The sequence below is a fragment of the Acidaminococcales bacterium genome, from assembly GCA_031290885.1.
Taxonomy (GTDB): Bacteria; Bacillota; Negativicutes; order Acidaminococcales; family JAISLQ01; genus JAISLQ01.
Map to the genome: position 1 here is coordinate 47,414 of JAISLQ010000006.1, position 24,550 is coordinate 71,963.

Genomic DNA, 24,550 nt, shown 5'->3' on the forward strand with positions numbered 1-24,550 from the left:
GCCTGTGATTTGCGTGAAAGCGGGGATTGCCGTGGACTATGAAATTATAGATATATCACAGGAAATTTACCAGGGAATGCCTGTTTTTTTCCCGCATCAGCCAACGATGATTTTCCCTAACGTAAGCCATGAGGAAAGCCTGCAAAAAATGGGTTTTATGTTTGCCACCAACAACCTGTTGCTCAGCGAACACGGCCCCACGCATACTGACGCGCCGTATGAATATGACTTGAAAGGCGAGACAATCGACAGGCTTCCTTTGGAAAAGTTTTTTGGCCAAGCTTTTTGCGTTGATTTAAAACATATCGGCGAAGATAGTTTTATTGGCAAGGAAGATTTGCGGCATGCGTTGGAAAAAGCAGGCTACAAAATCACCGGGGGCGACATTTTGCTCATGCACACAGGGCATTTTGCGCGCAATTACGGCACTGACAAGTGGCTTGCAAACTACACGGGCCTAAATTACGAAGCGGCGGCATATCTTGCGAAAAGTGGCATAAAAATGATTGGCGTCGACGCGCCTTCGGTGGACAAAACCGGCGACATGAATTACTCCGCCCATAAAGCTTGCCGTGAATACGGCATGCTTAATACCGAGAACCTGTGCAATCTTGATAAACTTGTCGGCAAAAAATTTTTGTATATAGGCTTTCCGCTGCGAATAAGAAACGGCACGGGTTCTCCTGTCAGGGCAGTGGCGGTCATCGGCGGCGAAAGGAGGCCATGAAGATGAGATTGAAAAAAGAAATAACCATAAAGCCCTATTCCGGCGCGGCGCTGGAAGTGCTGGAAGGGGAGGAGCTTTGCATAATTGATTTGCAGGGGCAGCAGGTAAGCGATTTTATCTGTTTCAATAAAGACGACCTAAAAGAACATGTTTCGCCCGTACATATGCGCTCGTCGCTCTCAAGCCTGCGCCTTAAAATAAACGACTTGCTGTACAGCAATTACCGCTCCGGCATGATGAGGCTGATAGAAGACACCGTCGGCAGGCATGACTTTTTCTTTCCGGCTTGTGATTGCTACAGGTATAAAGTGGATTTCGGCGTGGAAAATCATCCCAACTGTTATGATAACTTTATGAAGGCGCTGCGCGCATTCGGCATCCAGCCGGAAACCTTGCCCGATCCCATCAACTGGTTTATGTACAACGATGTGGACGAAAACGGCGATTATGCAATTCGGCCGCCGCTTTCCAAACCGGGCGATTATGTGCGGCTGCGGGCGCTCAAAAACTGTATTGTGGCTTGTACGGCCTGTTCACAGGATTTCGTGCCGGTAAACGGCATGAAGGTAACGATGATAAAATTGCAGATATTTAGCGCCTCTTCGCCAGGCCCTTGAGCTTCTTCCCCCGGGGAAGGCTGGCCAGGCCGCCGGCCGATTTTTGCGGCACGGAATTCATCTGATTCTTCTTGAACCAATCGCCAAGCCTATCCCCGTCCATTGTGCCGGCATATTGCCGCTTGCCCCGGCCGCAACAGCTTGCGCCAATCCCAAAGGCTTATTTTGGTTCGGCGAAGGCATGTCCGGCTTTCTTGAATATAATCGCTCTTTTCCGATAGTCGTTGTTATAAACATATATAAAAGAAGGAGCGGCGGAAAAATGCGTGGGCTTTCGCGTGCGGCCGATACATGCGGCGGAAGAAACTTGGGGAGCGGATTTTGTTTAAGATTAAGTCCTTCTTCCGAAAGGGGTGATTATATCGTTAAAAATAGGCGGCGCAGCGGGTTTGCCTATCCGGACTTATAAAGAAAAATGGAGGAATGTGAAGATGTTTACAGTTTTCAAAAAAAGTTTATGGTTGGCTTTGTTGACAATATGCATGCTTGTTATGGCAGCTGGCTGCGGAGGCGGCAATACCTCGTCTCCGGCCGCCAAGCCCGCCGCGCCGCAAGCGCCGGCGACCGGCATCCGGCCGCCTGACACGCTCACGGAAAAAGGCTACCTTACTTTTGGCACCATCTCAACCTTTCCGCCTTTTGAGTATATGAAAGACGGCAAACTGGTGGGTTTTGACGTGGATTTGGTAGACGCTTTGGCCAAAGAGATGGGCTTGAAAGCAAAAAATACCGTCATGAATTTCGATGGGCTGATTCCCGCTTTGCAGGGCGGACGTTTTGACATGATCGTTTCCGGCATGTACATCAAACCGGAAAGAAGAGAAATGGTCGATTTTATCGGCTATATGAAACTGAGCAATGTCATTGTTACCAGAAAAGGCGATAACAAAGGCATCAAATCAATGGATGATTTGTCCGGCAAAAAAGTAGCCGTGGTCAGAGCCGGCTATACCGAAATACTTTGCCGCGAACAGAACAAAAGGCTGGCGGAACTGAAAAAGCCTTTGATTGATATTTTGCTCCTGCCGACGGAAAACGATGTCGTCCTGGCGACCGAACAGGGGCGCGCCGATGCGTTTTTGCATTCGGCTCCCGGCGCGGCGCATTTGAGCGAACAAAAACCCAATGTTTTTGAAGTGCCCGTTACCATGCCGCCGAACGCGGAAATAGGCATAGCGACCCGCAAAGGCAATGACAAGACCCGGGCCGCGCTCGAAGCGGCGGTCAAAAAACTGGTCGCTGACGGCACTTATGAAAAACTCATGCAAAAATATCATTTGCCGCCGGAACTTAATTATTTCAAATAAAAAAGCATGCTTTATAGTCTGCGTGCAACCGGCGCGGCGCGAAAGGGCCCGCGGCGGCCTGCCGCCAGGGACCTTTTGTGTCCGGGCGGGCGCGCTGTGGCGCGGGGAGGGTTGGCTTTGGACAATATAGTGAAATATGTTTTTTCGCCGCATTTTCTGATGGGGGCGGTCAATACGCTCGAGTTGTGCATAATGGCGCAGATAGCCGGAGTATTGATAGGTTTTCTGTTGGCTTTGGCGAAAACTTCAAGGTGCGGCGCGGTGCGGTTTTTCGCTGACGGGTACATCTGGCTGTTTCGCGGCATTCCCGTCTTGTTGCTGCTTATTTTTGTATATAACGCGCTGCCGCAATTCGGCATCAGGCTCGATGAGTTTAAGTCCGCTTTAGTGGCCCTTATGTTCAACGAAGCGGCGTACATGGCGGAAATAATACGTTCCGGGCTTAGTTCCGTGGGCGCGGAGCAGCAACGGGCCGGTTACGTCCTCGGTTTGACAAAGTTTCAAATAATGCGCTATATTACCATGCCACAGGCTTTACGGGTAATAATACCGCCTACGGCCAACCAGTTTATCGGAATGCTCAAACTTTCGTCACTGGCGTCGGTCATTGGCTTCGGAGATTTACTGCTGGTCGCCCAGCAGGTGGCGGGCGAGAATTTTGACTATGTTAATACGCTGGTGGCGGTGGCCGTATATTATCTTGTTTTTACCGCAATTTTTACTGTTGTGCAGATATTTTTGGAAAAGAGCATGGATATTTCGCGCAAAGCAAAATATGCGGCGGAAAAAGCGGGAAAGAACGCCCAAGACATCGCGGCGGCGTAACAGGAAATACAGAGGGTGATTTTGTTGAACGAGGATAAGTTGCTGCTGCGCGTTGACGGCGCCGGGAAAAAGTATCACGGAAATACTGTTCTGAAAGATGTTTACATGAGGATTAACCAGGGCGAAAGATTAGTGATGATCGGCCCTTCCGGTTCCGGCAAATCCACCTTGCTCCGTTGCATGGCCGGGCTGGAAAGGGTCGATGAGGGGTGCATCTGGTATGACGGGGGGTATATAGAAAATCTCGATCTTAAAACCCGCGCCGAAATCGGCATGATCTTTCAGTCATTCGACTTGTTCCGGCATTTGACTGCTATAGAAAACATAATGCTGGCACCATTGAAAGCGCAGAAAAGAAAATATGACGAAGTAAAAAAATCGGCGCTGGCCTTGCTGGAAAAAATGCATTTGGCCGACCATGCGAACCATTACCCCATGCAGCTTTCAGGCGGCCAGCAACAGCGCGTGGCCATTGCCAGGGCTTTAGCCATAAATCCGCGCCTTATGCTCTTTGACGAGCCGACTTCTGCGCTTGATCCGGAAATGACGGCTGAAGTGCTTGACGTGATTATTGATTTGGCGCAAAGCGGCATGACTACCGTGATTGTAACGCATGAAATGGAATTTGCCAAACGCGTAGCCGACAGGGTAGTGTTTATGGAACAAGGCAAAATAATTGAAACAATCGCCGTTGGCAACATCAACGAAACTATCGCCGGCAATAAACGGATAAACCAGTTTTTCAACCAGATAACCCGTTATTAAAGCATTCTCGGCGGCAAGGACGGCAGACGAGCCCCCATGCCGTCCGGCGTACCCGCGCAGCAGAGATGTCGCCGCCGCCGCGCCCCAAAAACAAACTCGCCGCCCCTTTCTTCGCGGATGTTCCGGCAGCTGAGGCTGACGGAGCGCGATTGGCGGTTTCCGGCGGCGGCCGCAAAGCGGATGTTCGGCGGCTTCCCCAAAAAGCAGGTGTTCCCGGCAAGCCGCAAGGCTTGCTAATTGCCTCTTAGCTTTCTTTGACCTTTCCGTCCGTGGTCAATGTAACGACTTGCCAAGGCAACAATTTGCCCGATTTTTTGAGCGCCGCCGCAGCGGCCCGCTCGATGCCGCCACAGCACGGGACTTCCATGCGGACAACCGTGACGGACTCGATGTCGTTTTCGGCGATGATTTCGGCCAGTTTTTCGCCGCAATCCCCGCCGTCAAGTTTCGGGCAGCCTATGAGCGTGATTTTTCCCCGCATATACCCGGCGTGGAAATTTGCCCGCGCGTAAGCGGCGCAATCAGCGGCGATGAGCAGGTTTGCCCCGTTAAAGTACGATGCGCCCGCAGGCGCGAGTCGGATTTTTACCGGCCATTGGCACAGCTCGCTTTCGCCGGGCGACGCAGGCCCGGCCGCCTTAGGCGTACGGGGCAGCGCGCGGGCGTTCAAGCCAGGGCAGCCGTCCGCGCGCCGATGTTGCATGTTTTTTATGTGCTTTTTGACCTGCTCTTCGTCATACGCCGCCGCTTCACGCTCCACAAAGGCAACCGCCCCTGTCGGGCAGGCCGGCAGGCAATTGCCAAGCCCGTCGCAGCAATCGTCCCGGAGAAGCTTCGCTTTGCCGCCCACCATCCCGATTGCCCCTTCATGGCATGCTTCGGCGCACAATCCGCACCCATTGCATTTACCGATGTCTATTTCAATGATCTTGCGCTTCATAAATTGCGCCTCCTGGTCTTTGGGAGTTGACTGCATTATGGCATAATCGGCGATTCGGTTGCATTGCCAACGTAAGTGCCGGGCGTCCGGGCCGCCAAAGGGCAAGGCTTCCTTCAGCGCGAGCCGTTTTGCCCGCCGAATGAGCCCCTACGCAATTTTTCGATTATTTTGGCCATATCGTCAGGCATGGGCGCCGCAAACAGCATCTTTTCCCCTTGCCGGCCGCAAATTTCCAAACTTGCGGAATGAAGCGCCTGCCCCTTTATGGCAAAACCGTGCCGCCTTGGTGAATATTTGGGATCGCCGACGACCGGGTGGCCGATGTATTCCATGTGCGCCCTGATTTGATGGGTGCGCCCGGTATCGAGCCGCAGGCGCAGCAACGCGTGGTTATGGAACTGTTCCAGCAGCCAATAATGCGTAACCGCTTCCCGTCCGCCTTTGGCTACCGCCGCCATTTTCTGCCGGTCTTTGGGGTCGCGCCCGAGCAGCGTCCGGACCGTGCCTTCCCGCACGGATACCGCGCCATGCACTATGGCGAGGTATTCGCGCACGGCGGTTTTGTCGCGTATCTGCGCGGACAGGCTCAGATGCGCAGCGTCGTTTTTGGCCACTACCATTACCCCGGAGGTGTCTTTGTCCAAACGGTGCACAATGCCGGGACGTATAAAGCCGTTTATCCCCGACAGCCCGCCGCAGTGGTAAAGCAGGGCGTTGACCAGCGTGCCGCCGTAATTGCCGGCCGCCGGATGTACGACCATGCCGCGCGCCTTGTCGACCACGATAAAGTCATCGTTTTGGTAAAGGATGTTTACCGGGATGTTTTCCGGTTCCACTTTTATCGGCTGCGGCGGCCGGTACTCAACGGCAAACGATTCGCCGCCGCGCAAACGGTAATTTTGCCTGATCGCTTTTCCGTCGGCGCGCACCAAACCGTCCTTTATCATTTTTTGTATGTTGGCCCGCGAAAGCGCCAGGCTTTTTGCCAAAAATACATCCGCGCGCGCGTCCCGGTCATCCGCGCCCGCAGATACCGCCAGGGCATCGGCGGCCGCCGTTATTTTTTGTTTTTCATCATGTTCCATAAAATACAACCGGCCCCTATGCAAATGGCGGCGTCGGCGACATTGAAAACCGGCCAGACGCGAAAATCCAAAAAATCCACTACTTCGCCCGTATTTATCCGGTCGATCAGGTTGCCCAAGGCGCCGCCCGCAATCAGGCCGGCGCCGGCCAGGATGCAGGGCGGCTGCTTTTTGATGTGTTTCCGCAGGCCGAGCAAAAGCGCCAGCAAGGCAACGGCCGCCGCAACGAACAAAGCGCGCTGGTTGGGCAAAAGGCCAAAAGCCGCGCCAGGATTGAGTACATATGTTATGTGAAAAACGCCGTCAATGACAGGCACGCTCATGCCTTCCGTCATAACGCTTTTTATATAGCGTTTGCTGGCATAATCGGCGGCTACAATTATAAAAGGCAGAAAAACAAGCCGCACGGCAACCCCCCACGCTCCCAAACAATGCTAAACGAAGATACATGCTTAGAGGCCGCGAACAAACAACGCCGCCCGGCGCGCTACAGCGCGGCCAACAGTTCTTTTATCTTTTGCGGCCAGCCGCCGCCTTTTACAAAAACAACCTCGCCGCTTGCGCGTATTTTTATTTCCAGTTCTTTTTCCGCGACCGTTTTGGCGCCGACCGTTATCCGCAAGGGGTAGCCAATCAAATCGGCGTCGTTGAATTTTACCCCCGCGCGTTCCGCGCGGTCGTCCAGCACGGTTTCCACGCCGGCCGCGACCAGCGTTTCATATATTTCTTCCGCGGCCTTCATTTGCGCCTCGTCTTTGGCGTTGACCGGCACTACCGCGACTTGATAGGGCGCGATCGCCGCCGGCCAGATTATGCCGTCTTTGTCATGGCTTTGTTCGATGACCGCAGCCATGACGCGGCTGATGCCTATTCCGTAACAACCCATGACCAGCGGGCGCTCTTTGCCGCTTTCATCAAGATAGTTGGCGGACAGTTTTTCGCTGTATTTGGTGTGCAATTTGAATACCTGCCCGACCTCTATGCCCCTTGCTTTTGTCAGGCGCCCGCCGCAGCGCTGGCAGGAATCGGACTCCTGGATCATTCTTATGTCGGCGACAAAATCCGGCGCAAAATCGCGTCCGGGATTCACGTTGATGTAATGGTAGCCCAAAACGTCCGCGCCGCAAACAAAATTGCGCATATTCATAACCGATTGGTCGGCTATGAGCGCAAGGTTTTTTTTGCCCGGGCAAAGGCCCATATAACCCGGTTCCGTGCCGGCCGCCCGCAACTCGTCCTCTCCCGCCTTGGAAAGGGCAAGGGCGCCGGACGCATTTAAAACTTTCACTTCGTTTACTTCATGGTCGCCGCGCACAAAAGCCAATATAAGCCCTTTGTCGCTTTTATAGGCTACCGCTTTCACGCTTTTTTCCACCGGTATGCCAAGGTACCCGCAAACCGCTTTGATCGTCGCCGCATTGGGCGTACTCACTTTTTCCCGCGCGAGCGGCGCTTCTTCCGGCGCCGCGATGGGGTTAAGTTCCGCTTTTTCGGTATTGGCGGCGAAATCACAGCTTTCGCAATATACTATTTCCGCTTCGCCGCTGCCGGCCAAAACCATGAATTCATGCGAGCCGCTGCCGCCGATCGCGCCGGAGTCCGCTTCCACCGGCCTGAACTGCAATCCGCAGCGGGTGAAGGTCCGGCTGTAGGCGTCGTACATTTTCCGGTAGGACAATTCAAGCCCCGCCCCGTCCCGGTCAAAGGAATACAAGTCTTTCATTATGAACTCGCGCCCGCGCAAAAGCCCGAAACGCGGCCTGGTCTCATCGCGGTATTTGTTTTGTATCTGGTACAAAAGCAAAGGGAGCTGCCGGTAGGAACGGACGCCGCCCTTGACAAGGTCCGTTACGATTTCCTCATGCGTGGGGCCGAGACAAAATTCCCGGCCGTGCCTGTCCCGCAGGCGAAACATCTCGTCGCCGTACACGGACCAGCGGCCGCTCTCTTGCCACACCTCCGCCGGCTGGACGATGGGCATGGCTATTTCCTGCCCGCCTTTGGCGTCCATCTCCTCGCGGACGATCTGCTCTATTTTCCGCAAGACGCGCCAGGCCAAGGGCAAATAGGTATAAATTCCGCCCGCCGCCTTTCTGACGAACCCGGCTTTCAGCAACAATTGGTGGCTGACCACTTCCGCCTCCGCAGGGGATTCCCGCATGGTCGGCGCGTACAGTTGGGAAAATCTCATTGTTTTTTCGCCCTTTCACGCAAAATATCGTTTATTTCTTTTAAAAGTTCGTCAAACAAAACGGCCTCCGGCACTTTGCGCAAAACGCGCCCCTTTTTGAACAGCAGCCCGGCGCCTTTGCCGCCCGCGATTCCAACATCGGCTTCACGGGCTTCGCCCGGGCCGTTCACCACGCAGCCCATCACGGCGACGGTTATGGTGTCCTTTACGCCGGCCAGTTCATCTTCCACCCGCAAAGCCAATTTTTCCAAATCGATCTCCGTGCGCCCGCAAGTCGGGCAGGCGATGACCGTCGGCCCGTACGGGCGCAGCCCCAACGCCTTCAATATCTCGCGCCCCGCCTTTGCTTCCTCGACCGGATCGCCCGTCAAGGACACCCTGAGCGTATCGCCTATGCCCATCGACAAAAGGGCGCCTATGCCCACCGCCGATTTTATCAGGCCGCTTCTCGGCGTACCCGCTTCCGTAATCCCGATGTGCAATGGATAGTCAGTCGCTTCAGCCGCCAGTTTATAGGCGTTTATGGTCAAGGGCGCGTCATGCGCTTTTAGGGAAAGTTTGATGTCCGTAAAGCCCCAGCCTTCCAGCAAGGCGGCGTTTCTAAGCGCCGCTTCGAGCAAGGCTTCCGGGCAGGGGCGCTCATATTTGCGCAAAATATCCGCCGGCAAAGAACCGGCGTTCACGCCTATCCTGATCGGCGCCCCGCGCGTTTTAGCCTTGTCCGCGACCCGGCGGACGTTAGCTTCTGCGCCGATATTGCCCGGATTGATCCGCAGCCCGTCCGCCCCGGCGTCCAAGGCTGAAAGCGCCAGCCGGTAATCAAAATGGATGTCCGCGATCAGGGGCAGGGCGATCGCTTGCTTGATATAGGGCAGGGCGGCGGCCGCCCGCTCATCCGGGACGGCGACGCGGACAATGTCGCAGCCGGCCGCCGCCAGCGCGTTTATTTGCGCGATGGTCGCCGCCGTCTCGTGCGTTTTGGTATTGGTCATGGACTGAACGGAGATCGGGGCGCCGCCGCCCACCAAAAGCCCGCCCAGCCTTATTTGCCGGCTTTTCCTACGCTGCATGGAGGCATCCTCAAAAAAGATTTAACCTGCCTATATCCTGTAAAGTGGAAAAAATAAGCAAAAAGAACAAAAGCGCCAGCCCCACATATTGTACGCGCCTGGCCATTTTCAGGCTCAGCGGCCTTCCCATCGCCGCTTCCGCCAAAAGTGTCGCGACATGCCCCCCGTCCAATACCGGAACCGGGAAAAGGTTTATAATGCCGAGGTTGATACTGAGAAAAGCGGTAAAATTCAAAAGCGGCAAAAAACCGTACTGCGCCACTTCCCCCGCCATGCGCGCGACTCCCAGCGGCCCGGCGAGGTCCGCCTGCTGCCTGCCGGACAAAAGCGAGTAAAAGCCTTTGAGCATTTCAAGCGCCAGGGTATAAGTTTGTACAAAGGCCGTTTCCAGCGCTTCCCAAAGGCCGGGGCGATAAGTCTTGGTTTGGGCGCTCACGCCAATCAAGGCGCGTTTGCTTTTTTCATCGTAGCGCGGCGTTATGTCTACGGGAAACTCGGCGCCGCCGCGCCTGATGAGCAAACGCACGCTCTGGCCGCCTTTTGTCTTTACCGCGTCCACAAGCTGGCTCCAAGTCGCGATTTTTTCGCCGTTTACCGACAAGGCCTCGTCCCCCGGTTCAAGCCCGGCCAAAGCGGCCGGGTAGCCGTCCATGATCGCGCCGAAAACCGGCAGGTCCACCGGCTTTTGCACCCCGGCGAAAAATATCACCAAAAAAAACAGCGCGATCGGCAACATGAGGTTCATAAACGATCCGGCGACAATGACGATCAAGCGTTTCAATAAAGATTGCCGGTCAAAGTTTCGCGGATCCTGCGGATCGTCGGGATCCATGCCGGCGATCTTCGTATAGCCGCCAAGCGGGATGCTTCGCAGCGAATACAAAGTTTCCCCTTTTTGCTTTTTATAAAGGCCGGGCCCAAAGCCAACGGCAAATTCCAGCACTTTCATCCCGGACAGCTTCGCCGCCGCGAAGTGGCCGAATTCATGTACGGAAACGAGTATCCCGAACACAAACAACGTCGCCAATATAGTCGTAAACATGATGCTGCCCTCCCTTTGGATAGTCCGCCCGCGCCGCCGCTATCCGGCGGAAAACTCCGCAGCCATCGCGCGCGCCCTTTCGTCGGCGCGCAAAATGTCCGGCAAAGACGGCTCTGCCGGCGCGGCGTGTCCGGACATGGCGTATTCTATGCAGCCAGGTATGTCAAGGTAGCCGATCCTGCCCTTAATAAAGTCCGCTACCGCCTGTTCATTGGCCGCGTTGTAAACGCACGGCATGACGCCGCCCATCTTCCCCGCGCGCAAGGCCAGGGAAAGCGCCGGGAAAGTTTCCAAGTCCGGCCGCTCAAAAGTCAGCCCGGACAGTTGAAAAAAATCCAAACGGCCAAAATCGGACGGCCATCTGTCCGGGCAGGAAAAAGCGTACTGTATCGGCGTTTTCATGTCCGGCAGCCCCAACTGCGCAATAACCGCTCCGTCCGTGTATTCAATCATGGAATGTACAATGCTTTGCGGATGCACGATTACTTCTATGTTATCATAATCCACGCCGAACAGCCAGTACGCTTCTATTATTTCCAAGCCTTTGTTGGCGAGGGTGGAAGAATCGATCGTGATTTTCGGGCCCATCCGCCAATTGGGGTGTTTCAGGCAGTCAGATGGCGTCGCCTTTGCCAAAGCCCGGCGGTCCATGCCGCGGAACGGCCCGCCGGAGGCGGTGAGAAGTATTTTTCGTATGTTTTTTTTGTCTTCGCCGTTTAATGCTTGGAAAATGGCGCTATGTTCGCTGTCCACCGGCAATACGCGGCAGCCGCGCCGCGCCGCTTCCCGCATGACGAGGCCGCCGGCGGCCACCAAAGTTTCTTTGTTGGCCAAAGCTATGTCTTTGCCCGCCCCAATAGCGGCCAAGGTGGGTTTCAATCCCGCAAAGCCCGACATGGCGGCCAGCAGCATATCGGTATGTTCATAGACGGCGGCTTCCTCCAAGCCTTCTTCGCCGGAGAGTATCCTTGTTTTTCCCCGGTAATCCGCACGAAGGCGCCCCGCCGCCGACTCGTCGGCTAAAACCGCGATGTCAGGCTCAAATTGTTCCATCTGCTCCCGTAAAAGCCGGACGTTGGCATTGGCGGCCAAAACGCGTATTTTTATTTTGTCCTTGTGGGCAAAAGCGACTTGAAGCGCCTGTCGCCCTATGGATCCCGTACTGCCGAAAACAGCTATGTTTTTCAAGCCAAACCACCTTGTCTGAAATCAGGGCCTGTTAACGCTATCCAAAAATATGGGCGTTGAACGGTAGCTTTAACAGGATCTAAAGCAAAGATAAATACGCGCACACAACCGGCGCCGCGAACAAAAGGCTGTCTATGCGGTCAAGCGCGCCGCCGTGCCCGGGAAACAAAGCCCCGGAATCTTTGACGCCAAAAAAACGTTTGAGCCATGACTCGACCAAGTCGCCCAAAGGCGCAAAGACGCCGATCAACACCCCGATTAGCGGCAGATTTATCTTCCCGCCCGCAAATTCCAAAAAACCGGGCGCGGGAACCGTAAAGCCTTCCAACCCCAAAACGCGCCCGCCCAAAAAGCATACGGCCGCCACGCAGCCCAAAAAGCCGCCGCAAGCTCCTTCCCAGGATTTGTTCGGGCTGATGGCCGGGCAAAGTTTGGCGCGGCCGAAAGCCGTGCCGACAAAATAGGCGCAAGTGTCGCTCGCCCAAACGCCGGCGGCCGTCAGCCAGAAGGCGGCCTCGCCCGCAGGCATGCGACCGAAAAAAGTGTCAAGCGCGGTCTCTGGCCACAGGTTTCTTAATAAGATAAATTGGGAAGAAAAAATGCCTATATAGCAAAACGCAAAAAGCGTAAAAAGGCTTTTTTGCAGGGAATTGTCCTCTTTATGGCGACAAACGCCTTCGCTTAAAACAGACAGCACGGCCAGCGCTGCAATAAAACCGGCCAATGGCCGGCGGCCTGGAAAACAAGCGGCTGCGCATAGGATAAATACAGGCGCCGCGCCTGTCAAAAAGTAGATGCCGATATTTTTCCGCGCTGCCATTTTGTTCAGTTCCCAGAGGGAAGCGGCCGCCAAAAAAATCACCGCCGCCAAAAAAACGCCGCCGCCGGCGTGAACCAGCGCTATGACGGCCGGCAGCCCAACGATGGCGGTCAATAGCCTTTTGGACAACAAAGCCAAGCACCTACCCGTCCTTTATGGCGCCAAACCGCCGCTCGCGCCTCTGATATTCATATATGGCGCGGCAAAGGCCGTCTTTGTTGAAATCCGGCCAGAACACGTCCACAAAACATATCTCGGCGTAAGCCGCCTGCCACAAAAGAAAATTGCTTACGCGCATGTCCCCGCCGGTCCGGATCAAAAGATCCAGCCCGGGGAGGCTCGCCGTGTATAAATATTGGGCAAACAGATCGACGGTTATTTCAATGTCGCCTATTTTGCCGTCCGCCTTGTCCCGGATTATATGATTGGCCGCCCGGACAATTTCCGCCTGCCCGCCGTAATTTACCGCCAGATTAAGCGTCAGGCCGGTATTGGGGGCGGTTATTTTTACCGTTTTTTCCGCCTTTTCCCGCACTTTGCCGGGCAGGGCGGCGATGTCGCCGCTAAAGACAACCCTGACGTTTTCTTTGTTGAGGTTGTTGATTTCCCCTGTCAAATAAAGATCCAGCAGGTTCATCAGAAAATTAACTTCATAAGCCGGCCTTTTCCAGTTTTCGGTGGAAAAGGCGTAAGCGGTTACGGCTTTTACGCCAAGTTCGCCGGCCGCGCGCGCAACCGCGCGCAAAGCGTCGGCGCCCGCTTTATGCCCGGCCGTCCGCGGCAAACCCCGCTGCCTGGCCCAGCGGCCGTTGCCGTCCATAATGACCGCGATATGCCCGGGGATTTTTTGCTTGTCCAGCAAATTTTCCGCCGCGCCTGTCTGCTCGTGCCCGCAATCCATCGACTTGTCCCCTGTCGTCCATAAAGATACGCCCCCCTCCGCCAAAGAAGGGGGGCAGACAAAACACGCGCCGGTCAGGGCGCCTCGATGGCGCCTACCGGGCAGCCGGCGGCGCAAGCGCCACATTCTACGCAAGAATCGCCGATTACATAAGGCGAGCCTTCTTTTATCGCTTCCACCGGGCAAGTTGAAGCGCAAGCGCCGCAACCCACGCAACTGCTGTTGATTTTATATGCCATAATTTAACACCTCCTTGTCTTAATTTCGCCACGGGACTCCAAGGACAAGGAATTTATATTCTCCGTTTCCCCGAAAGCCCCCTATATTCAAATCTTTTATGTATGCCGGAAACCGCCGGACTGGCCCCGCCCATGGCGCCCGCAAAGGTCTTCCCGTCAATCGCCGGCGCTGCGGCGGACAGCTTCCCGCGCCGGTTTGTCGCAGAGCAGAAGCTCTACCGTCCCGTCCCGGGCAATTTTAAGATTGGCCACATATTGCTCGGTTGGCCCGCCGGCGCGCGCAAAAGGCGCCAACGTCCTGCCGGCGGCATAAGGGCGTCCGGCCGCTTCAAGGCGCTCCTTGGCCTCTTGAAAAGTAAGGGCCAAAAGATCGGGGCTTTCCGCCGTCAGACTTCCATCACTTCTTTTTCTTTCTGCTGGCATATTTGATCCGCTTCTTTAACATATTTGTCGGTGATTTTTTGCATGGCTTCCTGGGCCTTTTTGGCCTCGTCCTCTGAAACCGCCTTGTCCTTTTCCTCTTTTTTGATTATATCATTGGCGTCGCGCCGCATGTTTCTGATGGCAACCTTGCATTCCTCGCATTTTTTCTTGACTATTTTTACTATTTCCTGCCGCCTCTGTTCGGTGAGCTGCGGAATGGCCAGCCTGATAATCGCCCCGTCATTATTGGGGTTCAAGCCGAGGTCTGATTTCAAAATCGCTTTTTCGATATTTTTCAGCAGGTTTTTTTCCCAAGGCTGGATGACTATCGCTCGCGGTTCCGGCACTGAAATGTTGGCTACTTGGTTTATCGGGGCGGGCGTCCCGTAATAATCGACCGTAATCTTGTCCAAGAGCGCGGGCGTGGCTCTGCCCGCCCTGATTGAGGCGTAATCGGAACGCAGTATGTCAATGGCCTTTTTCATCCTGCCTTCATGGTCTGATTGAATTTCGGAAATGCTGCCCATGATTTATCCCCCTTCTATAATTGTACCAATTTCTTCGCCGTTTGCAACCCTCAATATATTGCCGGGCCGGTCTATATTGAACACGATGATAGGTATTTTGTTGTCCATGCAAAGGCTGACCGCTGTGGAATCCATAACGGCCAGGCCGCGCTTTATCACTTCCAGATAAGGAAGGCGGCTGAACTTGACCGCGTTCCGATTGGCCTGCGGATCGCAGTCGTATACGCCGTCAACATTGGTCTTGCCCATGAGTATGGCGTCCGCCTCTATTTCCGCCGCCCGGAGCGCCGCCGTCGTATCGGTGGAAAAATACGGGTTGCCTGTGCCGGCGGCAAAAATGACGACGCGCCTTTTTTCAAGGTGCCTGATAGCGCGGCGCCTGATATACGGTTCCGCTATCTGCCGCATTTCTATGGCGGTCTGCACCCTCGTAACAACGCCTAAAGACTCCAAGGCGTCCTGCAGCGCAAGCGAATTGATGACCGTGGCCAGCATCCCCATATAATCGGCCGATGCCCTGTCCATGCCCTGAGAACTGCCGGAAAGTCCGCGCCAGATGTTGCCGCCGCCGTTTACGACGGCTATTTCTATGCCGCTGCGGTTCACTTCCCGTATCTGGGCGGCTATCGCCTCCACGATTTCGGGGTCTATGCCGTAGCCTCGTTTACCGGTCAGGGCCTCGCCGCTTAATTTGAGCACAATCCGGCGAAACGCGCTTTTTGTCATGGCCGTCCCTCCCAACACGGTAATTGTTATAAAAAGGGAACACGGCGTGTTCCCTTTTTTCAGTCTTTTTTTACAAACGCCATGACTTCGGCGGCAAAATCGGCGCTTTTTTTCTCTATGCCCTCGCCCAGCTGGTAACGCACGAAGCGGCGGATGGAAATGTTTTCCCCGATTTTAGCGATATTCTCGGTAAGCAGCTGGTTTATAGTCTTGTCCTCGTCCTTCACGAACGGTTGCTCCAGCAAACACACTTCCCTGTAATATTTTTCGATGCGCCCTTCAACCATCTTTTCAATGATTTTTTCGGGTTTGCCATCGTTACGCGCCTGCGCGCGCAGTATATCGCGCTCGTGTTCCAATATGCCCTCGGGCACTTCTTCCCGGTTAAGATAAAGCGGGTTGGCGGCCGCTATCTGCATGGCGATATCTTTGACTAAAGTCTTGAAATCGCTTGTCTTGGCCACAAAATCAGTTTCGCAATTTACCTCGACCAATACGCCGAGCCTGCCGCCGCCGTGGATATAAGCTTCCACCGCGCCTTCGCTCGCGATGCGGCCGGCCTTTTTCGCCGCCGCCGCCAGCCCTTTTTCTCTGAGCAGGTCAATGGCCTTTTCTATATTGCCGTCAGTTTCGGCCAGGGCTTTTTTGCAATCCATCATGCCCGCGCCGGTAATCTCGCGCAGTTGCTTAACCATAGCGGCTGTTATCATAAACTGTTTCCTCCCCAAAATCGTTCAAGATCATTATCAAGATCATTAGTCAGACAAAATTATCAGACCGCCGCTTCCTCGTCGGCGCTGGCGTCCGGAGCGCCGCCGGCCGGCAGGTCGCGCAGCTGCATGCCTTGCCTTCCTTCCAAAACCGCATCGGCCATTTTCGCCGTAAGCAATTTGACCGCCCGGATCGCATCGTCATTGGCGGGTATGACATGATCTATCTCGTCCGGATCGCAATTTGTATCGACAATGCCGACAATCGGGATTTTGAGCTTGCGCGCTTCCAGCACGGCGATCCTTTCTTTGCGCGGATCCACGACAAAGAGCGCGCCCGGCAGTTTGCCCATTTCCTTTATCCCGGCGAGGAACTTGGTCAGGCGCGCCATTTCGTGCCTTAACGTAAGCACCTCTTTTTTCGGCAGGACGTCAAACGTCCCGTCGCTTTCCATTTTTTCCAATTGCCTGAGATGGTTTATCCGCTTCTGGATAGTTTGATAATTGGTGAGCATGCCGCCCAGCCATCTTTCGTTCACAAAAAACATGTTGCAGCGCGAAGCTTCCTCGCGCACCGCTTCCTGCGCCTGTTTTTTCGTGCCGACAAAAAGCACGCTTTTGCCGTCGGCGGAAACCGAACGCATAAAATTATACGCTTCCTCAATCTTTCTTACGGTTTTTTGCAAATCGATAATGTAGATGCCGTTGCGCTCCGTAAAAATATAGGGCGCCATTTTGGGGTTCCAGCGCCTTGTCTGATGCCCGAAGTGAACCCCCGCCTCCAGCAGTTGCTTCATTGAAATAATAGCCATTTTTGCCCTCCTGTTTTTCCTCCGCAAGCCATGTAAATCCGGCACAGGATGAAAAAAACTTGCGTGTGTTTTGTACATCAAGAGGCATTATAGCACAAACCGACGATAAAAGTCCAATAAAATATGGGGCAAGGGGCAAAAAGGACGGCAGACGGACAAGGAAGGGCAATGGATTCTTCCGTTCCCTTAAATTATTTTCAAAGGGGGGTTGATTTTTAAAAAACTTTTCTGTATTATAGTAAATGGATTAGCACTCAATGTTGATGAGTGCTAACAATTAAAGAAAGATATCAATCAGGAGGTAGTAGACAATGTCAAAAACACTAAAACCACTTGCGGACAGAGTCATCATCGAAGTTCTGGCCAAAGAGGAGAAAACTAAAAGCGGGATCGTATTGCCGGATTCGGCGAAAGAAAAACCGCAGGAAGGAAAAATAATCGCCGCCGGTTCGGGCAAGATACTGGAAAACGGGCAAAGGGTCCCCATAGACGTCAAGGCGGGCGACAAAGTTATTTTTTCCAAATACGCCGGGACGGAAGTCAAGGTAGACGAAAAAGAATACCTGATTTTAAGCGAACGCGATATTCTCGCTGTCGTCGAATAGTTGACAAAAATATAAAACGTAAAAATTTGGAGGTAAATTAATATGGCAAAACAGATTGCATTCAATGAGGAAGCCCGCCGCTCGCTTGAGCGCGGCGTGAACGCCCTCGCCGACGTCGTAAAGGTAACGCTCGGCCCCAAGGGGCGCAATGTCGTATTGGACAAAAAGTTTGGCGCTCCGTCCATCACCAACGATGGCGTAACTATCGCCCGTGAGATAGAATTGGAAGATCCTTTTGAAAATATGGGCGCGCAATTGGTCAAAGAAGTGGCCACCAAAACCAACGACGTAGCGGGCGATGGCACTACCACCGCCACTCTCCTGGCGCAGGCCATGGTGCGCGAAGGCATGAAAAATGTTGCCGCGGGCGCAAACCCGATGGTATTGAAGCGCGGCATACAAAAAGCCGTGGACATTTTGGTCGCCGAAATAAAAGATGTCGCCAAAAAGGTGGATTCCAAAGACGCCATCGCCCAGGTCGCTTCCATATCGGCCTCCGACGAGGAGATTGGCGGCCTGATTGCCGACGCTATGGACAAAGTCGGCAAAGACGGCGTCATCACCGTCGAGGAATCAAAAACCATGGGCACGGAACTGGAAACAGTAGAAGGGATGCAATTTGACCGCGGCTACATCTCCCCCTACATGGCCACCGATCCTGACAAGATGGAAGCGGTGCTCAGCGAGCCTTACATTTTGATTACCGACCGCAAAATAAACGTCATCAACGACCTTCTGCCCGTGCTGGAAAAAGTCGTGCAGCAAGGCCGCGAACTGCTGATTATTGCCGAAGACGTCGAAGGCGAGGCTTTGGCCACCCTTGTCGTCAACAAACTGCGCGGCACCTTCAAGGCCGTGGCGGTAAAAGCGCCCGGTTTCGGCGACAGGAGAAAGGCCATGCTCGAAGACATTTCCATCCTGACCGGCGGCACGGTCATCTCCGAAGAAGTCGGCCGCAAACTTGACAGCGTGGACATTGCCGACCTTGGCCGTGCCCGCCAGGTACGCGTAACCAAAGAACTTACGACGATCGTCGACGGTTCCGGCGAAAAGAAATTGATCACCGCCCGCATCGGGCAGATCCGCCTCCAGATAGAAGAAACCACTTCCGATTTTGACCGGGAGAAACTTCAGGAAAGGCTTGCCAAACTGTCCGGCGGCGTGGCCGTGATCAAAGTCGGCGCCGCCACCGAAGTTGAACTCAAAGAAAAGAAACTGCGCATAGAAGACGCGCTGAACGCTACGCGGGCGGCGGTGGAAGAGGGCATTGTCGCCGGCGGCGGCGTAACCCTTATCGACATACAGCCGGCCCTGGAAAAAATCAAAGCGTCCGGGGACGAAAAAACCGGCGTAGACATCGTATACCGCGCCATTGAAGAACCCGTGCGCCAAATCGCCAACAACGCCGGCATGGAAGGCTCGGTGGTCGTAGCCAATCTGAAAGTCAAAGGCAAGGGCGTAGGCTTTAACGTCCTGACCGAAAAATACGAAAACATGATTGAAGCCGGCATAGTGGATCCGGCAAAGGTTACCCGTTCCGCTTTGCAAAACGCCGCCAGCATTGCGGCGATGATCCTGACCACCGAAAGCCTCGTCGCCGACAAACCGGCGAAAGAGGCGCCCCTCCCCGGCGGCGGCATGGGCGGCATGGGCGGCATGGGCGGCATGATGTAGCATTTGCCGCAATCGCCAAACGGCTGTTGCCGCAAAAAGCATTTTGCGCTTGAGCAAAACTTAATTCAGCGGGAGCGATCGCTCCCGCTGAATATTTTTCCCGGACAAGCAGGCCGGCCGCGTTACAAGGGGCGCTTTTTTTCTTGCAAAGCGCCCTGCTTCAGATGGAGCCATCTATCGCAGCTTTCGGCCAGACGGCAGTCGTGCGTGACGATAATGGCGGCGCTGCCCCCGGCGCAGGCTAAAAACAATTGTTCGGAAACGATGCGCGCGTTTTCCTGGTCAAGGTCGTTAGTCGGCTCGTCGGCGAGCAAGATGGGGGGATTGGTCAAAAGCGCCCTGGCCAGCGCTACCCGCCGCAACTGCCCCAGGCTAAGTTCCTGCGGGCGGCAGTGCATTTTGCCCTCAAGCCCTAGCGCCGCCAACAAAGCCCGCGCTTTTTGCCCGCTGTCTTTGCCCCGCCGTATAAAACGGACGGGCGCAAGGACATTTTCCAGGGCGTTCAGGGAGTTTACCAGCCTGGCCCTTTGGAATATGAACCCGTAATAATTCCCCCTGAGTTTCGCTTTTTCCGCCTTCGTGGCTTGCGCCGTTTCGCGCCCGTCCAGCATTATCCGCCCGGAGCTGGCGTCCTGCAACAAACCGGCGAGGGACAAAAGGGTGGTCTTGCCGCCGCCCGATTCGCCCGTTATCGCCAAAGAAGTCCCCGGCGCGAGCGCGAAGCTGGCATCGGACAAAATTACGTCGCTGCCGTATTTTTTTGTTACGTTCATTAATTCTAAAATGGCCAAAGCGCCCCTCCTGCGCAAGACATTTAAAGCTTCCCGGCGCGAGCCGCCGTCAGTCGAATTCGCCGCGGGTCATAACCACGCCCGGCTCAACGCTGTTTAGCCGCAAAGCCGGCAGCCAGGCCGACAACATGCTGAAAGCAAAGACGCCCAACGTGAGCGCGGCCGCCGCCGCAGCCATAAACGCCGCCGATGGTTGGGCGAAAGGGAACTGCTGATAATTTTCCAGCACGGCCAGCCCGCCCAGATAAAGTATCCCGCCCAGCGGCAACCCGAGCAAAGCCCCGCAGGCGGTAACGGCCGCCGCCTCTCCCAGCACCAGCCGGGACAGGTCGCCGGCGGACGCCCCCAGCGCCATGTAAAGGCCCCATTCCGCCTGCCGCTCAACGATCATGGAACAAAACCGGGCGAAAAGGTGGAAAATGGCGCATAAAGCCGCTATCGCCCCGGTTCCGGCCAAAAGCAGCCCCAGAGCCGTAAATTGTTTTATTATCTGTTCTTTTGCCTGGGATGCGACGATCGTCTTTAAATAGCCTTCGTTTTGTATTCTTTCCACAATAAGATTAATGTCGGCTTGGGGAGCGGTTTTTAGCAAAACAGCAGAAATAAGCCCCTCCGGGTCGCCCGCTTTTTGCCAGACCGGGGCGAGCATGGGGCTTTCCCTGGCTACGCGCCTGGCCTCCGCCATGCTGACAAACAGCGATTTGTCCAAAGACGCGCCGGTTTTTTCCGCGACGGCGACAATGTTGTACCATTTGCCCAGTATGGAAATTTTGTCCTGCGTCCAGGTAGGGACGCTGGCGCCTAAAATCACCTCGTTGGCGGCGAGCTGCGCCTTGTTTATTTTTTTCAGCCAGGGCTTTACTATCCAGTCGCTTGCCGGGTCGTAGCCCAACATGCGGTTTTCGTTTCCTATGTCGTGGCAGTCGGCAGCCAGGGTATGCGTGAAGAACTGCTGGCTGGCGCGAGCCACGCCGGGTATCCGGGCCAGATTGGCCGCGGTGTCCGCGGGCATGTAGCGGTTGACCGTGGCGCCGCTGAAAAGATACATGCCGCCGTATTCCATTTCCACTCCGCCCGGCACGACGATGATATCGGCGCCCATGCGTTCCGTTAAAACGCGCAGGCCTTCATCGACGCCCTTCATAATGTTGGCCACGCAAAAAAGGATGGCAATGCCGGCGGCCACGGACAAAGCGAGCGAAACATTTTGCAGTTTGCGGTGCAGCAGGTTTTTAAAAATCAATGGCCACATGACCAAGCTCCTTTTTTAACATTAGGGCGGCTAACCTTCAGAACGAAGCCTTAGCATCCGCAGGCGCGAAAAACATAGAAACGCGCCGCTGGCCGCCAAAGCGGCCGCGCCGATGTTCGAGAAAAAAGCGGTTTTCGCGCAAGAGCCGCCGTGCGCGCAAATGCCTGACGCCCAGCTTTGCGGCAAAGCCAATATAAACACGCCGACGGCGAAAACAAAAAATCCGGCCGCGGCCTTCGCTTCGTCCGTGCGCAGGGCGAAAAGGCCCAAAGACGCGATCGCCGCCAGCAAAGCGAACAGGAACACTGCCTGATAAGTATAATGGCAAGGCATGGGCCGGCCGTTGCCAAGCCCGGAACAGATCGGGAAAAGGCGCGCTATGGCCAGCAGCCACAAACTGATCAAAAGAGAAAATGCCGACAGTCCTTTATACACCTTATTCATTGCCATGCCATCCTTTCATTTGTGCCCGCCGGCCGCGTGCGGAAGCGGCGCCGCGGCGGGCGCGCCGTTTGTGTGCCGGGCTGCCCCGTCCGGCAAAGTTTTGAAACCGGGGCGGTTGTAACCGCCGTACAAGATCAAAATGCCGGCAAGCAAAATGAGCAGCCCGGAAAAGAAATACTTTTCGATTTTCATCAACAATCGCCTCCTTTTTTTCTCTTGGCGCCAAGCCAGGGCATGTCCGCGCCATTGTTGAACGCGCTGTTTGGGGGCGTATTTTCCGCCCGGCTTTGTACGGCAAGGCGCGTCCGGCTCCAAATCTCCCGCATTCTTATGCGGGCGCGTTTTATGTCCGGAAAAACGCAAAAGGCCGGATATGCGCGTTACATCCAGCCTTTAGATTTCTAATCGGCTAAAATATATCATATTTATATATTTAGTATGTTTTATTGTAGGCGATTTTTTCCCTTTTGTCAATAAGGAACTTCTAAAATTCCCATTTTGCCGAGGCCGCTTTCCAAGTTTGTTCGCGGCGAATTTGTAAATTTTTTGTAAACAGCCAGCCATGCGCCTGATTTTTGCGCATAAACGAACATAATAGCGGCAATGACGCATTTGGACGTTGGAGGGACGAGATGGACGGATATGTCAAAGCGGAAGAAATGGCGGCGCGTTGGAACGTGTCTGCGCGCCAAGTTCAATGGCTTTGCAAAAACGGCAAGATTGAAAGCGCGCCGAAATTCGGAAATGCTTGGGCCATCCCGGATGGCGGCCACAAGCCAACGCGCACGGGGAAACGGAAACCCGGGCGCAAGCCGAAAGAACAATGCCCGGCAATTCGCAAGCGGGCAAAAATGAAAAAGGATGTTGCAAGCGCCGTTTATCAAGCGTTTGGGCGTCGACACTTTTGAGCCGGCGCCATATTTGAAAACCCCGCGTCCGCGCTTACGCGGACGCGGGGTTCTTTACCCGAGGTATTTGCTGATTTCTTTATGGTAATTGCTTTTGCCGATGTTGATGCTGCGCCCTTTGTCCGTCCTGACGACCAGATCGTCCGTCCCATGTTTGCCGACGAACACAATGGTGCCGCTTTCGCCGTTTTTCAAAACAACGCGCTTGCCTTGCAGGGAGTCGCGTATCTGCACTAACATGGACAAACAACTGCGCGCGTCCATCTTTTTGAACATTTCATCGTCAAGTATTTCCATAACGGCCAGCGGCGGACGTTTGGGCTGGTAGACGCGGTCGGTGGTTACGGCATCGTAAGTGTCGGCAACCGCTATTATTTTTGAAAAGTCGCGTATGGATTCGGCTTTCAGCCCAAGCGGATAACCGCTGCCGTCAATCCGTTCGTGATGCTGCAACGCGGACAGCCGGACATCTTCCGGGATGCCGTCCACATTGGTCAAAATTTTGTAGCCTTCTACCGTGTGCTGCTTCATCAGCTCAAATTCGGCGGCATCCAGTTTGCCCGGCTTGTTTACTATTTCTTTGGGAATTTTTGCCTTGCCTATGTCATGCATCATTCCCGCCAGGACAAGGGTGTCGATCTGGATTTCGTCCATTTTAAGCCAGCGCCCGATAATGCCGGCCAGGACGCCGACGTTCACGGAATGTTGGTAAGTGTAATCATCCCGGCCGCGCAGGTTCTTCATCACGTGCACAAGGGAATAGTTGTCAAGGAGGCCGTCAACGGTGCTTTTGGCCATGCTCATGACATCGTCAAGGGAAATAGTGTTGAATTGGTTGGCTATGTCAAAAACATTTTTAACGTAAGAGACCGTCCCCACATATTTTTCTATGACGACTTTTTTTTCTTCCGTCGTATAATCTTCAATATTGCGCTTGCCAAAAGAAAAATCGGAAATATCGTCGTCTTTGGCGGAAACATCCGATTGTTTGTCGTTGTCGGGAAACAATATGCTCAAAGAAAAAAGTTTGCCATAATCCCGCACTTGCCGGAGCGCGTCCGCCGACAATGGTTCCTCGCTGTTTTGAATGATGTTGTTTCTTATCACGATCGGTTCAGCCAGCATCATTCCAACTTTCAGGCTGTCAACGGTTACTCTTTTTATCCCCATGGATTAACCTCCGTTTCGATAAAGATGAACATAAAGTTCATGTTGAGGGAACTTCCCAACAATCCACTGCGGCGCCGGATGTTTTTCCGTCCATGCCGCCGAAAATTTGCCTTCCGCAGTAAACCCGGCGCTTGCGCCGTCCCCGAATGGGCGGACGATACCTGCTCGCCGCCGCATATCCAAGCGGCCATTAGAGATTCCCCTGGGCAAAAAGGCAAAGTCCTTGCCTGCCGCTTTGTAATCCAAGCAACATTTGCCGCGGCACAAAGGGCGGCGTATCGCAATATTCTTTTTTTAATGCAGATACCACTATTATAACACAAAATTATCTTGCTACCACATAATAATTAACAAAGTGTGTCCAGTTCGTCATGCTGCTTGACAGTTGTATGGAAAAATGCGATAATACTTAGTAATATAATTGATTGGAGCCAATCATTTTTCAATTTAATGTTATTTAAAAGTGATGATTGGGAATATGCGGTTCGCGCTAAGCCATAGAGAGCCGGGGCAGCTGAAAACCGGCGCGCGGGGCGGCCGGCTGGATCACCCATGAACTCATAGGCGAACGCGCGTCCAGTAGCCTGATGCGTTGCCCGCACGTTATCGCGGGGACGGTTTGCAGATCGTCGTTTAGCGACAAACCAGGGTGGTACCGAGCTTTTGAGCGCCCCTGTCCTTAAAGGGCAGGGGCGTTTTCAATGTCCGGCTCGGAATCAACGGGCTATGCTGCTGTGGCGGCCGGATTTCCCGCTCTCTTTGGGATAGCGGGGCGCTTGGGGAAATTTATA

28 protein-coding genes are annotated in these 24,550 nt (G+C 54.3%); 8 read left to right on the plus strand and 20 right to left on the minus strand.

Going from position 1 to position 24,550, the window contains the following annotated elements; translation table 11 throughout:
• Positions 1-4: 4 nt before the first annotated feature.
• From LBO03_00840 to LBO03_00860, 5 genes are all read left to right on the plus strand, one after another.
• Positions 5-727: a cyclase family protein gene (locus tag LBO03_00840; GenBank protein ID MDR3348147.1), complete on the plus strand. Its 723-nt coding sequence runs from the start codon at positions 5-7 to the stop codon at positions 725-727.
• A gap of 2 nt (positions 728-729) precedes the next feature.
• A complete protein-coding gene (locus LBO03_00845; protein ID MDR3348148.1) occupies positions 730-1,344 on the plus strand; it encodes an urea carboxylase-associated family protein in 615 nt (204 codons plus the stop codon).
• A gap of 491 nt (positions 1,345-1,835) precedes the next feature.
• A complete protein-coding gene (locus tag LBO03_00850) occupies positions 1,836-2,651 on the plus strand; it encodes an ABC transporter substrate-binding protein (GenBank protein ID MDR3348149.1) in 816 nt (271 codons plus the stop codon).
• 117 nt (positions 2,652-2,768) lie between these two features.
• Positions 2,769-3,476 carry an amino acid ABC transporter permease gene (locus LBO03_00855; GenBank protein ID MDR3348150.1) on the plus strand — a complete coding sequence of 236 codons (708 nt, stop codon included), beginning with the start codon at positions 2,769-2,771 and terminating at the stop codon, positions 3,474-3,476.
• Between the two features lie 15 nt (positions 3,477-3,491).
• The gene (locus tag LBO03_00860; GenBank protein ID MDR3348151.1) at positions 3,492-4,241 is read left to right on the plus strand and encodes an amino acid ABC transporter ATP-binding protein; all 750 of its coding nucleotides are present in this window, start codon (positions 3,492-3,494) and stop codon (positions 4,239-4,241) included.
• Positions 4,242-4,485: 244 nt separating this feature from the next.
• Here LBO03_00860 and LBO03_00865 read toward each other — a convergent pair whose 3' ends face one another.
• From LBO03_00865 to rpsB, 15 genes are all read right to left on the minus strand, one after another.
• A complete protein-coding gene (locus LBO03_00865; protein ID MDR3348152.1) occupies positions 4,486-5,181 on the minus strand; it encodes a 4Fe-4S binding protein in 696 nt (231 codons plus the stop codon).
• A 113-nt stretch (positions 5,182-5,294) separates the two neighbouring features.
• Positions 5,295-6,266, minus strand: coding sequence for an RluA family pseudouridine synthase (locus LBO03_00870; protein MDR3348153.1), 972 nt, complete (start codon positions 6,264-6,266; stop codon positions 5,295-5,297).
• Positions 6,239-6,673 (minus strand): signal peptidase II, encoded by a 435-nt coding sequence (gene lspA, locus LBO03_00875; protein MDR3348154.1) that lies wholly within the window; start codon positions 6,671-6,673, stop codon positions 6,239-6,241. Before lspA ends, LBO03_00870 begins: the two co-directional genes overlap by 28 nt.
• A gap of 80 nt (positions 6,674-6,753) precedes the next feature.
• Positions 6,754-8,457, minus strand: coding sequence for a proline--tRNA ligase (locus tag LBO03_00880; protein ID MDR3348155.1), 1,704 nt, complete (start codon positions 8,455-8,457; stop codon positions 6,754-6,756).
• Positions 8,454-9,527 carry a flavodoxin-dependent (E)-4-hydroxy-3-methylbut-2-enyl-diphosphate synthase gene (ispG, locus tag LBO03_00885; GenBank protein ID MDR3348156.1) on the minus strand — a complete coding sequence of 358 codons (1,074 nt, stop codon included), beginning with the start codon at positions 9,525-9,527 and terminating at the stop codon, positions 8,454-8,456. Before ispG ends, LBO03_00880 begins: the two co-directional genes overlap by 4 nt.
• A 10-nt stretch (positions 9,528-9,537) precedes the next feature.
• The gene (rseP, locus tag LBO03_00890) at positions 9,538-10,569 is read right to left on the minus strand and encodes an RIP metalloprotease RseP (GenBank protein MDR3348157.1); all 1,032 of its coding nucleotides are present in this window, start codon (positions 10,567-10,569) and stop codon (positions 9,538-9,540) included.
• 39 nt (positions 10,570-10,608) lie between these two features.
• Positions 10,609-11,757, minus strand: a complete 1,149-nt coding sequence (locus LBO03_00895) for a 1-deoxy-D-xylulose-5-phosphate reductoisomerase (GenBank protein MDR3348158.1) — start codon at positions 11,755-11,757, stop codon at positions 10,609-10,611.
• A 79-nt stretch (positions 11,758-11,836) separates the two neighbouring features.
• A complete protein-coding gene (locus tag LBO03_00900; GenBank protein ID MDR3348159.1) occupies positions 11,837-12,715 on the minus strand; it encodes a phosphatidate cytidylyltransferase in 879 nt (292 codons plus the stop codon).
• Between the two features lie 4 nt (positions 12,716-12,719).
• Positions 12,720-13,478 carry an isoprenyl transferase gene (locus tag LBO03_00905; protein MDR3348160.1) on the minus strand — a complete coding sequence of 253 codons (759 nt, stop codon included), beginning with the start codon at positions 13,476-13,478 and terminating at the stop codon, positions 12,720-12,722.
• Between the two features lie 74 nt (positions 13,479-13,552).
• Positions 13,553-13,717 (minus strand): 4Fe-4S binding protein, encoded by a 165-nt coding sequence (locus LBO03_00910; protein ID MDR3348161.1) that lies wholly within the window; start codon positions 13,715-13,717, stop codon positions 13,553-13,555.
• A gap of 156 nt (positions 13,718-13,873) precedes the next feature.
• Positions 13,874-14,140 carry a hypothetical protein gene (locus tag LBO03_00915; protein MDR3348162.1) on the minus strand — a complete coding sequence of 89 codons (267 nt, stop codon included), beginning with the start codon at positions 14,138-14,140 and terminating at the stop codon, positions 13,874-13,876.
• The gene (frr, locus tag LBO03_00920) at positions 14,104-14,667 is read right to left on the minus strand and encodes a ribosome recycling factor (protein ID MDR3348163.1); all 564 of its coding nucleotides are present in this window, start codon (positions 14,665-14,667) and stop codon (positions 14,104-14,106) included. The genes LBO03_00915 and frr overlap by 37 nt, the downstream gene beginning before the upstream one ends.
• 3 nt (positions 14,668-14,670) lie before the next feature.
• Positions 14,671-15,393, minus strand: a complete 723-nt coding sequence (gene pyrH, locus LBO03_00925) for a UMP kinase (protein ID MDR3348164.1) — start codon at positions 15,391-15,393, stop codon at positions 14,671-14,673.
• Between the two features lie 59 nt (positions 15,394-15,452).
• A complete protein-coding gene (tsf, locus tag LBO03_00930; GenBank protein ID MDR3348165.1) occupies positions 15,453-16,103 on the minus strand; it encodes a translation elongation factor Ts in 651 nt (216 codons plus the stop codon).
• 62 nt (positions 16,104-16,165) lie between these two features.
• On the minus strand, positions 16,166-16,915 hold the full coding sequence (gene rpsB / locus LBO03_00935; GenBank protein ID MDR3348166.1) for a 30S ribosomal protein S2: 750 nt from the start codon (positions 16,913-16,915) through the stop codon (positions 16,166-16,168).
• A 311-nt stretch (positions 16,916-17,226) separates the two neighbouring features.
• On the opposite strand from rpsB, the gene groES reads away from it, so the two are divergent.
• Together groES and groL are read left to right on the plus strand one after the other, a co-directional pair.
• Positions 17,227-17,520 carry a co-chaperone GroES gene (groES, locus tag LBO03_00940; GenBank protein ID MDR3348167.1) on the plus strand — a complete coding sequence of 98 codons (294 nt, stop codon included), beginning with the start codon at positions 17,227-17,229 and terminating at the stop codon, positions 17,518-17,520.
• Between the two features lie 42 nt (positions 17,521-17,562).
• The gene (gene groL / locus LBO03_00945; GenBank protein MDR3348168.1) at positions 17,563-19,194 is read left to right on the plus strand and encodes a chaperonin GroEL; all 1,632 of its coding nucleotides are present in this window, start codon (positions 17,563-17,565) and stop codon (positions 19,192-19,194) included.
• Positions 19,195-19,316: 122 nt separating this feature from the next.
• On the opposite strand, the gene LBO03_00950 is transcribed toward groL, so the two are convergent.
• The 4 genes from LBO03_00950 to LBO03_00965 are packed head-to-tail and all read right to left on the minus strand — an operon-like array spanning position 19,317 to position 21,873.
• Positions 19,317-19,985 (minus strand): ATP-binding cassette domain-containing protein, encoded by a 669-nt coding sequence (locus LBO03_00950; protein MDR3348169.1) that lies wholly within the window; start codon positions 19,983-19,985, stop codon positions 19,317-19,319.
• A 49-nt stretch (positions 19,986-20,034) separates the two neighbouring features.
• Positions 20,035-21,237, minus strand: coding sequence for a hypothetical protein (locus tag LBO03_00955; protein ID MDR3348170.1), 1,203 nt, complete (start codon positions 21,235-21,237; stop codon positions 20,035-20,037).
• Positions 21,238-21,267: 30 nt separating this feature from the next.
• Positions 21,268-21,681 (minus strand): DUF4418 family protein, encoded by a 414-nt coding sequence (locus LBO03_00960; GenBank protein MDR3348171.1) that lies wholly within the window; start codon positions 21,679-21,681, stop codon positions 21,268-21,270.
• A 15-nt stretch (positions 21,682-21,696) separates the two neighbouring features.
• Positions 21,697-21,873 (minus strand): hypothetical protein, encoded by a 177-nt coding sequence (locus LBO03_00965; protein ID MDR3348172.1) that lies wholly within the window; start codon positions 21,871-21,873, stop codon positions 21,697-21,699.
• A gap of 383 nt (positions 21,874-22,256) precedes the next feature.
• Here LBO03_00965 and LBO03_00970 point away from each other — a divergent pair, with 383 nt between their 5' ends.
• On the plus strand, positions 22,257-22,589 hold the full coding sequence (locus tag LBO03_00970) for a helix-turn-helix domain-containing protein (protein MDR3348173.1): 333 nt from the start codon (positions 22,257-22,259) through the stop codon (positions 22,587-22,589).
• 54 nt (positions 22,590-22,643) lie between these two features.
• On the opposite strand, the gene LBO03_00975 is transcribed toward LBO03_00970, so the two are convergent.
• Entirely contained in the window at positions 22,644-23,759 is a 1,116-nt protein-coding gene (locus LBO03_00975; GenBank protein MDR3348174.1) for an HD-GYP domain-containing protein, read from the minus strand.
• Between the last annotated feature and the right edge of the window lie 791 nt (positions 23,760-24,550).